This window comes from Caulobacter sp. BE264 (assembly GCF_031457805.1).
GTDB lineage: Bacteria > Pseudomonadota > Alphaproteobacteria > Caulobacterales > Caulobacteraceae > Caulobacter.
Genome location: NZ_JAVDXI010000003.1, coordinates 403,059 through 417,781 on the forward strand (window position 1 = coordinate 403,059; position 14,723 = coordinate 417,781).

At 69.2% G+C, this 14,723-nt stretch carries 15 protein-coding genes; 8 read left to right on the plus strand and 7 right to left on the minus strand.

Features of this window, described 5'->3' with window-relative positions; translation table 11 throughout:
* Window positions 1-8: 8 nt before the first annotated feature.
* Complete coding sequence (rpe, locus tag J2X45_RS10240) at window positions 9-668, minus strand: ribulose-phosphate 3-epimerase (RefSeq protein ID WP_310214234.1); 660 nt, start codon at window positions 666-668, stop codon at window positions 9-11.
* Between the two features lie 75 nt (window positions 669-743).
* On the minus strand, window positions 744-2,039 hold the full coding sequence (locus tag J2X45_RS10245) for an RsmB/NOP family class I SAM-dependent RNA methyltransferase (RefSeq protein ID WP_310214236.1): 1,296 nt from the start codon (window positions 2,037-2,039) through the stop codon (window positions 744-746).
* A gap of 117 nt (window positions 2,040-2,156) precedes the next feature.
* Here J2X45_RS10245 and J2X45_RS10250 point away from each other — a divergent pair, with 117 nt between their 5' ends.
* The 3 genes from J2X45_RS10250 to ggt all read left to right on the plus strand — a co-directional run bounded on the left by J2X45_RS10250 (window position 2,157) and on the right by ggt (window position 7,087).
* Complete coding sequence (locus J2X45_RS10250; protein ID WP_310214237.1) at window positions 2,157-2,381, plus strand: DUF1674 domain-containing protein; 225 nt, start codon at window positions 2,157-2,159, stop codon at window positions 2,379-2,381.
* 246 nt (window positions 2,382-2,627) lie between these two features.
* The gene (locus tag J2X45_RS10255; protein ID WP_310214238.1) at window positions 2,628-5,285 is read left to right on the plus strand and encodes a glycosyl hydrolase 115 family protein; all 2,658 of its coding nucleotides are present in this window, start codon (window positions 2,628-2,630) and stop codon (window positions 5,283-5,285) included.
* A 104-nt stretch (window positions 5,286-5,389) separates the two neighbouring features.
* Window positions 5,390-7,087 carry a gamma-glutamyltransferase gene (gene ggt / locus J2X45_RS10260; protein WP_310214239.1) on the plus strand — a complete coding sequence of 566 codons (1,698 nt, stop codon included), beginning with the start codon at window positions 5,390-5,392 and terminating at the stop codon, window positions 7,085-7,087.
* Between the two features lie 30 nt (window positions 7,088-7,117).
* Here ggt and pyrF read toward each other — a convergent pair whose 3' ends face one another.
* On the minus strand, window positions 7,118-7,819 hold the full coding sequence (gene pyrF / locus J2X45_RS10265; RefSeq protein ID WP_310214240.1) for an orotidine-5'-phosphate decarboxylase: 702 nt from the start codon (window positions 7,817-7,819) through the stop codon (window positions 7,118-7,120).
* Window positions 7,820-7,903: 84 nt separating this feature from the next.
* Between pyrF and J2X45_RS10270 the strand changes: the two genes are divergently transcribed.
* Both J2X45_RS10270 and J2X45_RS10275 read left to right on the plus strand, forming a co-directional pair.
* Window positions 7,904-8,602, plus strand: a complete 699-nt coding sequence (locus J2X45_RS10270) for a MarC family protein (protein WP_310214241.1) — start codon at window positions 7,904-7,906, stop codon at window positions 8,600-8,602.
* 47 nt (window positions 8,603-8,649) lie between these two features.
* A complete protein-coding gene (locus tag J2X45_RS10275) occupies window positions 8,650-9,900 on the plus strand; it encodes a UbiH/UbiF/VisC/COQ6 family ubiquinone biosynthesis hydroxylase (protein WP_310214242.1) in 1,251 nt (416 codons plus the stop codon).
* A 130-nt stretch (window positions 9,901-10,030) separates the two neighbouring features.
* On the opposite strand, the gene J2X45_RS10280 is transcribed toward J2X45_RS10275, so the two are convergent.
* From J2X45_RS10280 to J2X45_RS10295, 4 genes are all read right to left on the minus strand, one after another.
* On the minus strand, window positions 10,031-10,228 hold the full coding sequence (locus tag J2X45_RS10280; RefSeq protein ID WP_310214244.1) for a Trm112 family protein: 198 nt from the start codon (window positions 10,226-10,228) through the stop codon (window positions 10,031-10,033).
* A gap of 25 nt (window positions 10,229-10,253) precedes the next feature.
* On the minus strand, window positions 10,254-10,934 hold the full coding sequence (locus tag J2X45_RS10285) for an LON peptidase substrate-binding domain-containing protein (protein WP_310214245.1): 681 nt from the start codon (window positions 10,932-10,934) through the stop codon (window positions 10,254-10,256).
* A 14-nt stretch (window positions 10,935-10,948) separates the two neighbouring features.
* Complete coding sequence (gene trxA, locus J2X45_RS10290; protein ID WP_310214246.1) at window positions 10,949-11,848, minus strand: thioredoxin; 900 nt, start codon at window positions 11,846-11,848, stop codon at window positions 10,949-10,951.
* 97 nt (window positions 11,849-11,945) lie between these two features.
* On the minus strand, window positions 11,946-12,452 hold the full coding sequence (locus J2X45_RS10295) for a prolyl-tRNA synthetase associated domain-containing protein (protein ID WP_310214249.1): 507 nt from the start codon (window positions 12,450-12,452) through the stop codon (window positions 11,946-11,948).
* A gap of 260 nt (window positions 12,453-12,712) precedes the next feature.
* On the opposite strand from J2X45_RS10295, the gene J2X45_RS10300 reads away from it, so the two are divergent.
* The 3 genes from J2X45_RS10300 to J2X45_RS10310 all read left to right on the plus strand — a co-directional run bounded on the left by J2X45_RS10300 (window position 12,713) and on the right by J2X45_RS10310 (window position 14,655).
* Window positions 12,713-13,459 carry a DUF6065 family protein gene (locus tag J2X45_RS10300; protein WP_310214250.1) on the plus strand — a complete coding sequence of 249 codons (747 nt, stop codon included), beginning with the start codon at window positions 12,713-12,715 and terminating at the stop codon, window positions 13,457-13,459.
* A 315-nt stretch (window positions 13,460-13,774) separates the two neighbouring features.
* A complete protein-coding gene (locus tag J2X45_RS10305) occupies window positions 13,775-14,347 on the plus strand; it encodes a hypothetical protein (RefSeq protein ID WP_310214252.1) in 573 nt (190 codons plus the stop codon).
* Window positions 14,348-14,349: 2 nt separating this feature from the next.
* Complete coding sequence (locus tag J2X45_RS10310) at window positions 14,350-14,655, plus strand: transcriptional regulator (RefSeq protein ID WP_310214254.1); 306 nt, start codon at window positions 14,350-14,352, stop codon at window positions 14,653-14,655.
* The last annotated feature ends 68 nt before the right edge of the window (window positions 14,656-14,723 follow it).

Below are 14,723 nucleotides of genomic sequence, written 5' to 3' on the forward strand. Positions count from 1 at the left end.
GCGATCCGTCAGCCGCCCTTGAGCGCGCGGATGTTGTCGGCGTAGGCGGCGGGACCACCCTTGAAGACCGCCGAGCCGGCGACGAGGGCGGTGGCTCCAGCGGCCACGCATTGCGGGGCGGTGACCGGAGTGACGCCGCCGTCGACCTCGATGATGATATCGAGCCCGGCCTTGTCGACCAGCTTGCGCAGGGCCTCGACCTTGCGCAGCTGGCCCGGAATGAAGCTCTGGCCGCCAAAGCCGGGGTTCACTGACATGACCAGCAACAGGTCGACGTCCTCGAGGATCCATTCGACGTGGTCGATGCCCGTCGAGGGGTTGAACACCACGCCCGCCTTGGCGCCCAGTTCGCGGATGCGCTTCAAGGAGCGGTGCAGGTGCGGGCCGGCCTCGGGATGGATGCTGATGAGGTCGGCCCCGGCGGCGCGGAAGGCCTCCAGATACGGATCGGCCGGGCTGATCATCAGGTGCACGTCGAACGGGATCTTGGCGTGCGGCCGGATGGCTTTGACGATGTCGGGGCCCAGCGTGATGTTGGGCACGAAGTGGCCGTCCATCACGTCCACGTGCACCCAGTCGGCGCCGGCCGCTTCGATGGCGGCGACTTCTTGCCCGAGCTTGGCGAAGTCGGAGGCGAGGATGGAGGGGGCGATGATCGGCGCGGTCATGGCCCTGGCTTAACCGCGTCGCGCCGCTCTGTCATCTCTGCTTGCCTCGGTCCCGGCTTTCGCCGGGATGACAGCTTACGCCGTCACCTTGCGAAACCGCGCGGCGAAGAAGCCGTCCTGACCGTCGTCGCGGTGGTGCGGCAAAAGGCGCAGGGTCCCGCGCGGGGTCAGGCTGGCCTGCGGGAAGCCGGCCGACGGCGCCTCGGCGGCGGTGATCGGCTCCAGCGCCATGTCCTTGCGGCGGGCCAGGAACGCCTCGACCTGAGCCTCGCCCTCTTCGGGTTCCAGCGAGCAGACGCAGTAGACGAGGCGCCCGCCGGGCTTCAGCCGGTCGGCGGCGGCGTCCAGGATCCGGGCCTGCACGCCGGCCAGGCTGGCCACGTCGCCGGGCCGCGCGGCCCACAGCACGTCGGGATGCCGGCGGAACGTGCCGGTGGCGCTGCAGGGCGCGTCCAGCAGGATGGCGTCGAAGGTTCGCTCATCGTCCCAGGCGCCGGCGTCGGCGGCGACGATCTCGGCGGTGAGGCGCGTGCGGGTCAGGTTCTCCGACAGGCGCTTCAAGCGGGCGGCCGAGCGGTCCAGGGCCACGACCTGCGCGCCGGCGGCCGCCAGTTGCAGGGTCTTGCCGCCCGGCGCGGCGCAGAGGTCGAGCACGCTCTGGCCCGACTGGACGTCCAGCAGGCGAGCGGGGACGGCGGCGGCGGCGTCCTGCACCCACCAGCCGCCGTCCTCGAAGCCGGGCCAGGCGGCGACGTCGCCCTTGCGGCGCAAGCGCAGGGTCCCGCCGGGCAGGGCCTCGGCCTCCAGCGCCGCGATCAGCGAAGTCAGGTCGGCGCCGGGCTTGGCCGACAGGTCGGTGGCCGGCTCGATGGCGATCTGGCCGGCGATCTCCCGCGCCGTGGCCTCGCCGAACGCCGACACCCAGCGGGCGTACAGCCACGGCGGCGCCAGCAGGCTGGGATCATCGGTCGGCGGCGCATCGCGCAGCAGGCCGCGCAGCACAGCGTTGACCAGGCCCTTGAACGGCCGGCTGGTCTTGTTGGCGCCCGCCAGCTCCACCGAGGTCGCCACGGCGGCGAAGGCGGGGACCTCCAGATAGAAGGCCTGCGCCGCGCCCAGACGCAGAAGGTGCATCACCCGGTCCGGCGGGGCCTTTTGCAGGCGCGCCGTCAGGGCGCGGTCGATGGGGCCAAGGTGGCGCAGCACGGCCATGGCCAGCGCCCGCGCGAACGCGCGCTCACGCGGCTCCAGGAAGCGGAAACCGTTGGCGGAGGCGGCTTCGTCGAGGCCGCCGCGACGCGACAGGGCCGCGTCGATCAGGGTAAGGGCGGCTTCCCGGGCGGGGAGGCCGTCGTTCAGTTCTTGAGTCACCGCCTCGCCGTGCCTCGGGACGCGCCCGGACGCAAGTCTATTGTCGCCCGGCGCTGTGGACGGCGATGATTGCCGGCGGCCAGGATCGCTCTATATCGGCAGGTGAGGAGCCCGCGCATGACCGACACCCCGACCCCCGAAGCCGACGCCGCGCCCGAGGTTCCCGGCGCCGCCCCCGGCAAGACGCTGACGCCCGCCGCCCGCCGCGCGCTTGAGGAAGCCGCCGCCCGCCGCGCCGCCGAGGCGGCCTTGGCCTTGCCGCCGGAAGAGGGCGGCCGCGACGGTCCTGAGCCCACGCGCTTCGGCGACTGGGAGAAGAAGGGCGTCGCCGTCGACTTCTGAGTGCGAACTCATCTGACCATTCTAGGCGTTCCAACCGGGCGGACAAGGCTCTGTTATTTATCGATAATGCAAGACCGCGCCTAGGGCGGGCGCGGAAATGATTGCGGTAACATCGCGGTTGTGCTGACCTGTGGCCTGACCAGTTTACAATCTGGTGCGGTCATGTCGTCGGTCCCCATGCGTCCAGCCCAAGGGCCTGGACGGGTCCTCGACGCTGCCCGAAACCAGGATGCCGGGGAGACGCGCGTGGTGATTGGGTTTGAGACGGCCGGCCGCGTCAGCGGTCCATGGCGGGCATGGCGTCGCTTTTCCCGGGCGCAGACCCGCCATGCGGCCGGTCTGGCCCTGACGCTGATTGTGACGATGGTCGCCTCGGCGGCTCTCGCCTGCGTCGCGCCCGTCGATGTCTGCGCCACCAAGCGGTCAGGCGGCTTCACGCTGATCGAGGGCGGCGTCCCCGCCGATGTCTATATCGACGCCGAGGCCGACCCGGCGGTGCGCTACGCCGCCGCCAGCCTGCGCGAGGACCTTGGCCGAGTCAGCGGACGGCCAGCGACCGCCCTGACGACGCTTGCCGAGGCGCGAGGGCCAACGATCATTCTGGGGCAGCTGGGCAAGAGTCCGGCGATCGACGCGCTGGTGAAGAGCGGCAAGCTCCCGCTCCAGGACCTGACGGGGCAGTGGGAAGGCTACCGCCAGGTGGTCGTCGAGCGGCCCACTCCAGGGATCCAGCGCGCCCTCGTCATCGTCGGCTCCGACCGGCGGGGCGCCGTCTTCGGGGCCTATGACCTGTCGGAGCGGATGGGCGTGTCGCCCTGGGTCTGGTGGGCCGACGTGCCGGTCACGCAGCGTTCGGCGCTCTATCTGGTCGCCGGCGCGCGCGCCGATCATCCGCGCGTCAAGTATCGCGGCTTCTTCATCAATGACGAGGACCCGGCGTTCAGCGGCTGGGCGAAGGCCAAGTTCGGCGGGATCAACGCCAAGGCCTATGCGCACGTTTTCGAACTGATGCTGCGGCTGAAGGCCAACTACCTCTGGCCCGCCATGTGGGCGCCCAAGGCGTTCAATGACGATGATCCGGACAACAAGGTGCTCGCCGACGCGATGGGCGTGGTGATGGGCAGCTCCCACCATGAGCCCATGACCCGGGCGCAGGACGAATGGCATCGCAACAAGGACAAGGGCGTCACCGGCGGGCGCTGGGACTACGCCACCAACGCCGAAAACCTGCGGACGTTCTGGCGCGGCGGCGTCGAGCGGATGATGTCCAAGGGTGACGGCGTCGGCTACGAGAGCCTGATCACCGTCGGCATGCGCGGCGACGGCGACGAGCCGATGGCCGAGGGGGCGGCCACCGAACTGCTCGAGACGATCGTCCGCGACCAGCGCGCGATCATCGCCGACGTCACCGGCAAGCCGCCGGAGAAGACCCCGCAGGTCTGGGCGCTCTACAAGGAAGTGCTCGACTACTATGACCACGGCATGCGCGTGCCCGACGACGTGACCCTGCTGTTCGCCGATGACAACTGGGGCCAGATCCGCCGGCTGCCGGTGGCGGGCAAGGACCGCCTGGATCGCGCCGGCGGCTATGGCGTCTACTACCACTTCGACTATGTGGGGGCGCCCCGGAACTACAAGTGGATCAACACCAACCAGGTCGCCAAGGTCTGGCAGCAGATGGATCTGGCCTATCAGCGCGGGGCCAAAAACCTCTGGATCGTCAATGTCGGCGACATCAAGCCGATGGAGTATCCGCTGTCGTTCTTCATGCGCATGGCGTGGAACCCGGAGGCGATGACGCCCGAAGCGCTCGAGACCTTCCCCCGCCGCTGGGCCGGCGAAACCTTTGGTCCCGAGCTTGGTCCGGAGATCGGGCGGATCCTGGCGACCTACGGAACCTACGCCGCGCGCCGTAAGCCCGAGCTGATCGATCCGGACACCTTCCGGCTTGGCGAGGGCGCCGGCGCGGTGCTGGACGGCGGCGAGTTCGGAGCGCTGGTCGAGGCCTGGCGGGAGCTCGTCCGCGCCGTCGAGGACACCAAGACGCGGGTTCGTCCCGACCAGCAGGACGCCTACTTCCAACTGGTCGAGCATCCGGTTCTGGCGCTCTCCAACCTCTACGAAATGTACTACGCCACGGCGTGGAACCGTCGGCTGGCCGCCCGCAACGATGCGCGCGCCAATCACTTCGCCGATATCGTCGAAGCGACCTTCCGGCGCGATGCGGAGCTGACCGCGCAATATCACGCGCTCGGCGGCGGCAAGTGGGCCGGGATGATGAACCAGGTCCACATGAACTATGTCATCTGGAACGACCCCACCGAGCAGACCATGCCCAGCGTCGTCCGGGTCGCAGCCGACACGCCGCCGGAGAAGCTGGCGGCCAGGGTGGTGTTCGCGCGCCCGGCGGCGGTTCGACGCGATTATGCGATCCCGGCGACGGCTTACGCCAGCGCCTCACAGGGGGCGGGATTGGCTTGGAAGACGATCACGGACCTTGGTCGCAACAAGGCGGTGATCGCCTGGCCGCAGGGGCGTCCCGCCACCGGCGTTCAGGACAAGATGTGGCTCGGCTTCGACGTCTCCGCCGCGAGCGCCGGTCCGGCGCGGGTGGCGGTGCGGATCGCTCCCACGCTGGACACCCTGGGCGGCGAGGGTGTCCGGCTGGGTGTTTCTCTCGACGACGGCGAGGTCCAGATTCTCACCGCGCGACTATCCGCGACCGGGGGCGGCGCCGTCACGGCGGGGCAGAAGGCCTGGTACAAGGCCGTGATCGACAACGGCGTGACGCTGGACCACACGTTCGCCGATGTCGCCGCCGGCCGCCATACGCTGAAGGTCTGGCGGATCGACGACAATGTGATCCTGGAGGGCGTGAGCTTCGAGGCCGCGGCGCCGAACTGACGCCCCCCGCCGCGAGGGTCGTTGCCGCGCTCGCCGTTCGCCAAGACCGTTGTCCGCGCCCGCCAATCGGCTAGCGTGGGCGGACGAAGTCCTGGAGTCTCGCCTTGCGCCTGTTTGCTCATCTCGTCGCAGCCTTCTCGGCGGCGCTTCTGCTGGTCGCGCCCAGCGTCGAGGCCAAGCCGAAGTCCACCGTGGCGGCGGTCCGGGCGCTGGACGCCGGCGCCGTGGCTTCGCCGGATCGTTACGGCGCGCTGGCGGCGGAGGAGATCCTGAAGGCCGGCGGCAACGCCGTCGACGCGGCGGTGGCGACCGGCTTTGCCCTGGCCGTCACCTATCCCGAGGCCGGCAATCTGGGCGGCGGCGGGTTCATGACCGTCTATATGGACGGTAAGCCCTACTTCCTCGACTACCGTGAGACCGCGCCGGCGGCGGCCAAGGCCGACATGTACCTGGGCCCGGACGGCGAGCCGGTGGAAGGGCTGTCACTGTACGGCGGCCTGGCGGCGGGCGTGCCCGGCACGGTCCGGGGCATGGCCATGGCCCACCAGCGCTTTGGCAAGCTGCCCTGGGCGCGGGTGCTGGCGCCGGCCATCCGCTATGCGCGCGAGGGCTTCGCCGTCGATGCGCACCTGGCGGGCGTGCTGGCCGACGAGCCGCCGCCTGAGTTCGCCAAGACCAACTTCCGCACCTACTTCGCTGCGCACAAGGCCGGGACGGTGTTCAAGCAGCCCGAACTGGCCGCCACTCTGGAGCGGATCGCCAGGGGCGGCGACAAGGCCTTCTACACAGGCGAGACCGCCGACCTGATCGTCGCCCAGATGGCCCGCGGACCGGTGAAGGGGCTGATCACCAAGGCTGATCTTGCGGCCTACAAGGCCGCTTGGCGCGCGCCGCTGGTCGCGCCCTGGCGCGGCTACCAGGTGATCACCGCCCCGCCGCCCAGCTCGGGCGGCATCGCCCTGATGCAGCTGCTCCAGATGAAACAGGAACTGGCCCCGCGCTTCCAGGGCGTGCCCTTGAACGATCCGCAGTACGTCCATCTGCTGGCCGAGATCGAAAAGCGCGTCTACGCCGACCGGGCCGAGTATCTGGGCGATCCGGACTTCGTGAAGGTTCCCGTCTCGAACCTGATCGACCCGGCCTATGTGGCGCGGCGCGCCCAGGAGGTCGACCCCGACAAGCCGTCGGCCACCAAGGCCGTGAAGCCCGGTCTCGAGAAGCCCCAGACCACCCACTATTCGATCGTCGATCGATGGGGCAACGCCGTCTCCAACACCTACACCCTGAACGGTTCGTTCGGCTCGGGCGTGGTGGTCGAGGGCGCGGGTTTCCTGCTCAACAACGAGATGGACGACTTCTCGGTCAAGCCGGGCACGCCCAACATGTTCGGCGTGGTCGGCGGATCGGCCAACGCCATCGCGCCCGGCAAACGTCCGCTGTCCTCGATGACCCCGACCATCCTGACCAAGGACGGCCGCGTGGCCATGGTGATCGGCACCCCGGGGGGATCGCGGATCTTCGCCTGGGTCTTCCAGGTGCTGGCCAATGTCTATGACCATGGTCTGAGCCTGAAGGCCGCCCAGGCCGCGCCGCGCTATCACCATCAGCTGCTGCCGGAGAACGTGATCTTCTACGAGCGCTCAGGTCCGCCCTCGCCGGCCCTGAAGGCGGCGCTGGAAGCGCGGGGCTACAGCTGGACCGAAAGCTTCAGTGGCGACGTCGAGGCGATCCAGGTGCTGGACCGCACGCCGGTCCCGGAGCCCGACCCGCGTGGGCGGGGCGTGGGGCTGGTGGTGAAGTGATCGCCCGTCCCCATCGAGGGCGGGCGTGAGTTAGACCCCCGCCATCTCCGCCACCACCTTCAGGGCCGCCTCGCGCGGGTCGTTGGCGGCCGTGATCGGGCGGCCGCAGACGAGGTGCGTGGCGCCGGCGGCTAAGGCGTCGGCGGGCGTGGCGGCGCGGGCCTGGTCGTTCTTGGCCGACCATTGGGGACGCACGCCCGGGGTGACGATCAGGAAGTCGGGCTGGCCCGCGTCATTGGCGATCTCGCGCGCCAGGGCGGCTTCGTGAGGCGAGGAGACGATGCCGTCGACGCCGCAGCCGAGCGCCTGGCGCACGCGGCGCTCGACGAGATCGCGTGCGTTGAAGGCGTAGCCCATCTCCACGAGGTCTGCGTCGGTCAGGCTGGTCAGCACGGTCACCGCCAGGATCTTCAGCGACGAGTCGCCGCGCGCCTTCACCGCCGCCTTCATCACCTGCGGCTCGGCGTGGACGGTCAGGAGGTCGCAGCCGCTGGTCGCCAGCACCCGGGCCGAGCGCTCGACCGTGGCGCCGATGTCGTGCAGCTTCCAGTCGAGAAAGATCGACTTGCCCGAGGCCTTCAGGTCGTAAGCTAAGGCCATGCCGTCGCTGGCCAGGAGCTCCAGGCCGATCTTGTAGAAGCTGACCGCGTCGCCCAGGCGCTCGACCATGGCGCGGGCGTCGTCGACGGTGGGCAGGTCCAGCGGCACGATCAGGCGCGGATCAGCGGTCATAGAAGTCCCCCGGGGTTGGCGCGCGCGTCGGTCCGCCCTAGGAAAGGACAAGCTCAGCCGCGATCTGAAAGGTAGGGACGTCGAATGACCGAGGCCCAACTCGCCGTCAACTTCTTCGTCGCGTTGTTCGCGCTGATCGACCCGATCGGCAATGTGCCGCTGTTCGCCGCCGCCACCCTGGGCGCGGCCGCGGCCGGCCGGCGCATGGTGGCGGCCTATATCGGCCTGTTCATGGCCGGGTTCCTGATCTTCTTCTATTTCACGGGGGTGGGCCTGCTGGCCTTCTTCGGCATCTCCATGCCGGCCTTCCGGATCGCCGGCGGCATCATCCTGTTCATCCTGGGCCTGGACATGGTGCGCGACGACTTCACCACCATGTTCGCCGACGCTGCGGAGGGGATCGAGGGCCAGACCCCGCGCGCCTACGCCAAGCAGCGCTTCGAGCGCCTGATCGTGCCGTTCGCCATGCCGCTGCTGATCGGCCCTGGGGCGATCTCGACCGTGATCATCTACGCCGCCGAGGCCAAGCCGCTCGGCTGGGCCGGCGCGGGGATCGGGGTCGCAGTGATCTGCGCCGTCTCGGCCGTCGCGGTCGCCACCTTCTGGGCGGCGCCGCTGGTCAGCAGGGTGCTGGGGCGCATCGGCATGAGCATCGTGGTCCGGGTGCTGGGCCTGATCCTCTGCGCGCTGGCCGTCCAGTTCGTGCTGGTCGGGGTCGCCGACGCCACGCGCGGCCTGATCAAGAACGACGCCAAGGTCCCCTACGCCGAGAGCCATAAGTAGGGGCCCGGCTCTGGACAGCGACGGGCGGCGGGGCCCATATCCCCGCCATGCGCGCTCACGACGCTGATGTGATTATCGCCGGCGCCGGCATGGCCGGCTCCACCCTGGCCCTGGCCCTCGCCTCGGGCGGCCTGCGGCCGCTGCTGGTCGATCCCCAGCCATTCGAGGCCCAGCTGGCCCCGACCTTCGACGGCCGCAGCTCGGCCATCGCCTATTCGTCGTTCCGCCAGTGGCGGGCGATCGGCGCCGGCGAGGCGCTGGAGCCGCACGCCCAGCGTATCGAGCAGATCCTGGTCACCGACGGCCGCACGCCGGGCGCTGCGGCCCGCAAGCCGCTGCCGGCCTTCCTGCGCTTCGACTCCAGCGAGATCTCGGGCCGCATCGAAGGCGAGCCGCTGGGCTACCTCGTCGAGAACCGCCAGATCCGCGCGGCGCTCTCCAAGGCGGTGATCGATCAGAACATCCCGGTGATCGCGCCGATGGCGGCCAAGGCCCTGACCGTCGAGCCCGGCGCGGCCAAGCTGACCCTGTCGGACGGCCGGGTGTTGACCGCGCCGCTGGCCGTCAGCGCCGAGGGGCGCGGTTCGGTGCTGCGCCGCGCGGCCGCCATCGGCGACATCGGCTGGAGCTATGGCCAGAGCGGCGTGGTCTGCACGGTCAGGCTCGAGCGCCCGCACGAAGGCGTGGCCCACGAGTACTTCCTGCCCAGCGGCCCCTTCGCCATCCTGCCGCTGACCGACAATCGCGCCAGCCTGGTCTGGACCGAGAGCACCGCGCGCGGCGAGGCGCTGCGCCATTCCGGCCCCGAGGCCTTCCACGCCCACCTGATGCGCCGGTTCGGCGACTTCCTGGGCGCGGTGACGATCGAGGGCCCAATCTTCGTCTATCCGCTGTCGCTGTCGCTGGCCGAGCGGATGGTCGCGCCGCGCCTGGCTTTGATCGGAGACGCCGCCCACGGTGTGCATCCGATCGCGGGGCAGGGGCTGAATCTGGGTCTCAAGGACGCCGCCGCGCTGGCCGAAGTGCTGGTCGAGGCGGTGCGAAACGGCGAGGACATCGGCGCGGAAGCCGTGCTGGAGCGCTACGCCCGCTGGCGGCGGTTCGACACCGTGACCAACGCCCTGGCCTTCGACGCCTTCGTGCGGATCTTCTCGAACGACAACCCGCTGCTGCGCCTGGCGCGGGGCGCGGGCCTGGCTGTGGTCAACCAGATCGCCCCGGCGCGGCGCTTCTTCATGCACGAGGCCGGCGGCGGCGTGGGCGATCTGCCGAAGCTGTTGCGGGGGCAGAGCCTGTAAGGCGCTAGATCCTCCCCCGCGGGGCGGGGGAGGTGGCCCAGAGGGCCGGAGGGGGCAGGCTGGACGGACAGGGGCGCTAGCCCCCTCAGTCGCTCCGCGACAGCTCCCCCGCATCGCGGGGGAGCGTCTACTACCCCTCCAGCTCCCGCGCCTCTTCCGGCAGCATGATCGGCACGCCGTCGCGGATCGGGTAGGCCAGCTTGGCCGAGCGGCTGATCAGTTCGCCCTTGGCGCGGTCGTATTCCAGCGGGCCGCGGGTCACGGGGCACACCAGCACTTCCAGCAGGCGCGGATCGACGTCGATGAGGGGGGCGGACGTTTCAGTCATGGGGTCTGTCTACTGGCCCTGATCCCTATTGAATAGAGGTGGGTTCGTCATCGTCGCCGCCGGCCGCGTCGATCTCGAGCAGGGCGGTCAGGGTGGCCTTGCGCTCGAAGATGGTCTCGGCCTCGAGCAGGGCCTGCTTCTCCATCGGATCGAAAGGCAGGGCCATGGCCAGGCTGTTGATGAGGGCGTCCGACGGCGCGGCCTCGGCGTCGCTCCAGTCGATGGCGAGGCCTCGGTGGTCGAGATAGCGCCGCAGGGCGCTCATCAGGCGATCGATCTCGGTGGCCGTGCGCGTTCCGGCCACATCCTCGCGCAGGTCGGCTTCGTAGGGGGCGAAGTCGGCTCGTACCTGGCGATACGGCGTGCGCGCCGGCAGTTCCTCGCCGGCCCGGAAGCGGCAGACCCCGGTCAGGGTGATCAGATAGCGGCCATCGCTGGTCTCGGCGAAGCTGGTCACGCGACCCGCGCAGCCCACCGGCGCCAAGGCCGGACGATGCTGGTCGCCGCCTCTACCCCCGACAGAGGGCCTTGTCTGGATCATGCCGATCATGCGCTCGCCGGACATGGCGTCGTCCAGCATGTTCAGATAGCGGGGCTCGAAGATGTTCAGCGGCAACTGCCCGCCCGGCAACAGCAGGGCGCCGTCCAGCGGGAACACCGGGATCACCAGGGGCAGGTCGCTGATCTTGCGGTAGGCCGCCACCATCCAGAGCTCCTGAGCTAGCTGAAGAGGATCGAGGACAGTTTCCGCCGGCCCTGCTTGGCGACCTCGGACGTCGGTCCGGCGGCCTCGAACACGGTCAGCAGTTGCTTGCGCGCGGCGTCGTCGTTCCAGGCACGGTCGCGCGCGATGATGGTCAGAAGATGGTCGGCGGCGTCCTGCAGGCGGCCCATGCCGGCCAGGGCCTTGGCCAGTTCCAGGCGCGCCTCGTGATCATCCGGATCGGCGGCCAGGCGCTGCTCGAAGGCGGCGGTTTCGGACGGCGCCTCGGCCGCCAGGGCGAGGGCCGCGCGCGCGGCGTCGAGGTCGGGATCCTTAGCGTCGGCGGGCGCCATGGCCACCACCTCGGCCGCGCCTTCGGGATCGCCGTTGGCCAGATAGACCCGGGCCATGCCGCCCAGAGCCTTGGCGCTGGTCGGGTCGATCTGCAGGGCCTGGGCGAAGGCCTGAGCCGCGCCGCCCAGGTCGCCGATCTCCAGCGACTCCTTGCCCATGGCGATCATCTCGTCGAGGGCGCCGCCGTCGGCCGCGCCCGCGAGCTTTTCCACGAAGGCCCGGACCTGGCTCTCGGGCAGGGCGCCCTGGAAGGCGTCCACCGGGCGGCCGTCGACAAAGGCGTAGACGGTCGGGATCGACTGCACGCGCAGCTGGCCCGCGAAGCCGGGGTTCTTGTCGACGTCGATCTTGACCAGCTTGACCGCGCCCTTGGCGGCGTTGACGACCTTCTCGATCGTCGGGGTCAGCGTCCGGCACGGCCCGCACCAGGTGGCCCAGAAGTCGACGATAACGGGCTGAGTCTTCGAGGCCTCGATCACGTCGGCCATGAAGCTGGCGTCCGTGCCGTCCTTGATGTGTTCGCTTTTCGAAGAGGGCGCGGGCTTTTCGCCGATCAGGGACATCGGGGTTCTCGTACTCGGAAATTGGGGGAACGCTTGAGCCGTCAAGATGGTCCCTCATCGAGCCGCGCGCAATGACCCGTTCGCTTGACGAGCGAGCTTAAGCGACCACTTCCATCGCCCCGAAATCGACGATCATTGGCGTGACGCCCAGCGCGGCGAGGAACTTGCGTAGGCCCGCCTGGCTGACGGCTGTGGTCGCGTCGTTCTTCAGCGGATGGAAGTTGACCGGGTCGCTGTCGGCCAGGGCCTTGTCCAGCACGAAGCGGACGCGCTTGTCGGTGTCGTTGATCAGGCCAAAGGCGGTGACCGAGCCCGGCGTCACGCCCAGGGTCTCCAGCATCATCGCCTCGGGCCCGAACGACAGCCTTCCCGAGCCGATCACGTGGTGCAGCTTCTTCAGGTCGATGGTCGTCTCGCCCAGGGCTGAGATCAGCCACAGCTGGCCCTTGGCGTCCTTGAGGAACAGGTTCTTGGTGTGACCGCCGGGCAGGGCGGCCTTGATCTCCAGCCCCTCCTCGACGCGGAAGACGGGCGGGTGGTCCAGGGTCTTGTGGTCGACGCCGTGGGCGTCGAAGAAGGCGAACAGGTCGGCGCGGGTCTTCATGCTGAGCTGCTTACTGGTCTTGACCCTCAATTCCAATTCCGACTTCCCCGGCGAATGCCGGGGGCCAGATCGAACCCCCTGAATTGGACCATAAAGATCGGCTTTGGGCGTGATCACGCCAAACTCTCCGGATGAATCTGGGCCCCGGCATTCGCCGGGGAAGTCGGTGGAGTTTGTGGCGCTGCTCTAGGTGCTGGACGGCGCGAGGCCGCGAGCGCTAGACCTGATCCCAGGGCAGGAAGATCAGACAAAGGACCGGCATGGAACTGGAGTGCTATCCCACCGAGAACCGTCCGCCGGAGATCGTGCCGGGACGGCCGCAGCGCGCCTGGATGGACCGGTTCGCCGAGCGCCATCCCTATCGCTGCCTGCCGCTGACCATGGCCAACACCACCGGGTGGGACATTCTCTGCCCGGTCGGCTTCACCATGACCTGGGACGGCGGAGCGCACCAGGAGTGCATCAAGTTCCAGCCCGACCACCCCTATCCGGGCTTCCATGACTTCGTGAAGTCGCACTTCACGCGGGGGGTGGTGACCTTCCACACCGGCTATCTCTTCCGCACGCCGCCGGGCTGGTCGCTGATGGCCATGGGGCCGCCCAATCACGTTAAGGACGGGATCCAGCCGCTGGCCGGGGTGATCGAGACCGACTGGCTGCCGTTCCCCTTCACGATGAACTGGATCTTCACCCGCCCCGGCACGGTGCGGTTCGAGAAGGGCGAGACCTTCTGCTTCATCATGCTGATCCAGGATAAGCCCATGGAGGCCTTCCAGCCGGTGATCCGCTCGATGAACTCCAATCCGGAGCTGCGTCGCCAGTATGACGTCTGGGCCGAGAAGCGCACCGAGTTCAACAACCTGATCTTCAAGCGCGACCCCGAAGCCACCAAGGAGGCCTGGCAGCGCTTCTACTTCAAGGGCGAATACCCCGAGGAGATCCAGGCCGAGGCCCCCAGCCACCACGTCAACAAGCGGCGGATGAAGTCGCCGAAGGTCGGGGTCTAGGGGGCGGACTCGAGTGAAGGGGTGGAATTCCCCTATATTTCAAATGCTAAACTCTCGTCATCCCGGAAGCCTCGCAGAGGCTGTCTTAGGACCCAGGGGCCGCCGCACTGCCGCTTGCCCCTGGGTCCCGGCGCTCCAGCCCGCTTCGCGGTCTTCCGGCCGGGATGACGAGAGAAAACGATGTGATCTGATTTCGTCTGAGGTCTAGGCGGGGCCGCCGCGCCACCTGCACGCAAGCAGCCAGAGAACTCTGCTTGACAGAGCTCAAAGTCGAGCGCTTACTCTGCATCACAGAGCGCTCTGACGCGCCTGGAAATGGAGGGGGCCATGGCCATCACCCGCAACGAGGCGGCCGCCGCGCTGTCCGACATCGAGAGCACCCAGCGCCGGGGCATGACCCTGCGCGGCTACCGCGTCGGCGGACCGATCCTGATGATGTGGTCGCTGATCTGGGCGACCGGCTATCTGACCATGGGCCTCGCGCCGCCCGAGCTGTGGCTGCCGGTGTGGCTGGCTCTGGATGTGGTCGGCGTCGCCGCCGCCCTGCTGCTGGCCCGAGCGGGCAAGCCTGAGGCGGCCGGAGCGCCCCCGGGCATGACCTGGCGCCTGCTGTGTGGCTCGCTGTCGATGATGGTCTTCGCGCTCAGCGTCTTCTGGGTGATGAAGCCCACGGACCCGGCCGCCGCCATGGCCTTTCCGGGCCTGCTGATCGGGGTGATCTACGCGGTGGTCGGCTTCTGGGCCGCGCCGCGCTATGCGCTGATCGGCGGGCTGATGTTCGGCCTGACCCTGGTCGGCTACTTCCTGTTCCAGCCCTGGCTGCCCTTCTGGATGGCGGCGGCCAGCGGCGCGCTGTTCCTCAGCGGCGTCTGGCTGTGGAGGCGCTGAGCGTGGCGGCGTCCGACGACATCATCCATCAGCCGCTACGCCTGAAAATCATGGCCGCCCTCAGTGCCGAGAAGGGCCAGCCGCTGGATTTCCCGCGCCTGAAGGCCGTCACCCAGGCGACCGACGGCAATCTCGGCAGCCACCTCGCCACCCTGGAGAAGGCCGGCTATGTCGCCATCGAAAAGGACTTCGTCGGCAAGCGCCCCCGCACCCAGGCCAGGCTGACGCCGCAGGGGCGCAAGGCCTTCCGCACCCATGTCGACTATCTGCGGGCGGTGGTCGAGGCGGCGGACGAGGAGGGCGGCTAGCCGAGGAACCCCGGCCGTGACACCGCGCAGCTTCCCCCCTAGGGTCACGCCCAAATCGTGCCCATCAG

Bases quoted from the DNA above. Each gene is read 5' to 3' on its own strand.
- rpe (WP_310214234.1), bottom strand. From the start codon at position 668: ATGACCGCGCCGATCATCGCCCCCTCCATCCTCGCCTCCGACTTCGCC.
- J2X45_RS10250 (WP_310214237.1), top strand. From the start codon at position 2,157: ATGACCGACACCCCGACCCCCGAAGCCGACGCCGCGCCCGAGGTTCCC.
- pyrF (WP_310214240.1), bottom strand. From the start codon at position 7,819: ATGACCGCTGATCCGCGCCTGATCGTGCCGCTGGACCTGCCCACCGTC.
- J2X45_RS10270 (WP_310214241.1), top strand. From the start codon at position 7,904: ATGACCGAGGCCCAACTCGCCGTCAACTTCTTCGTCGCGTTGTTCGCG.
- J2X45_RS10275 (WP_310214242.1), top strand. From the start codon at position 8,650: ATGCGCGCTCACGACGCTGATGTGATTATCGCCGGCGCCGGCATGGCC.
- J2X45_RS10280 (WP_310214244.1), bottom strand. From the start codon at position 10,228: ATGACTGAAACGTCCGCCCCCCTCATCGACGTCGATCCGCGCCTGCTG.
- J2X45_RS10285 (WP_310214245.1), bottom strand. From the start codon at position 10,934: ATGGTGGCGGCCTACCGCAAGATCAGCGACCTGCCCCTGGTGATCCCG.
- trxA (WP_310214246.1), bottom strand. From the start codon at position 11,848: ATGTCCCTGATCGGCGAAAAGCCCGCGCCCTCTTCGAAAAGCGAACAC.
- J2X45_RS10295 (WP_310214249.1), bottom strand. From the start codon at position 12,452: ATGAAGACCCGCGCCGACCTGTTCGCCTTCTTCGACGCCCACGGCGTC.
- J2X45_RS10300 (WP_310214250.1), top strand. From the start codon at position 12,713: ATGGAACTGGAGTGCTATCCCACCGAGAACCGTCCGCCGGAGATCGTG.
- J2X45_RS10305 (WP_310214252.1), top strand. From the start codon at position 13,775: ATGGAGGGGGCCATGGCCATCACCCGCAACGAGGCGGCCGCCGCGCTG.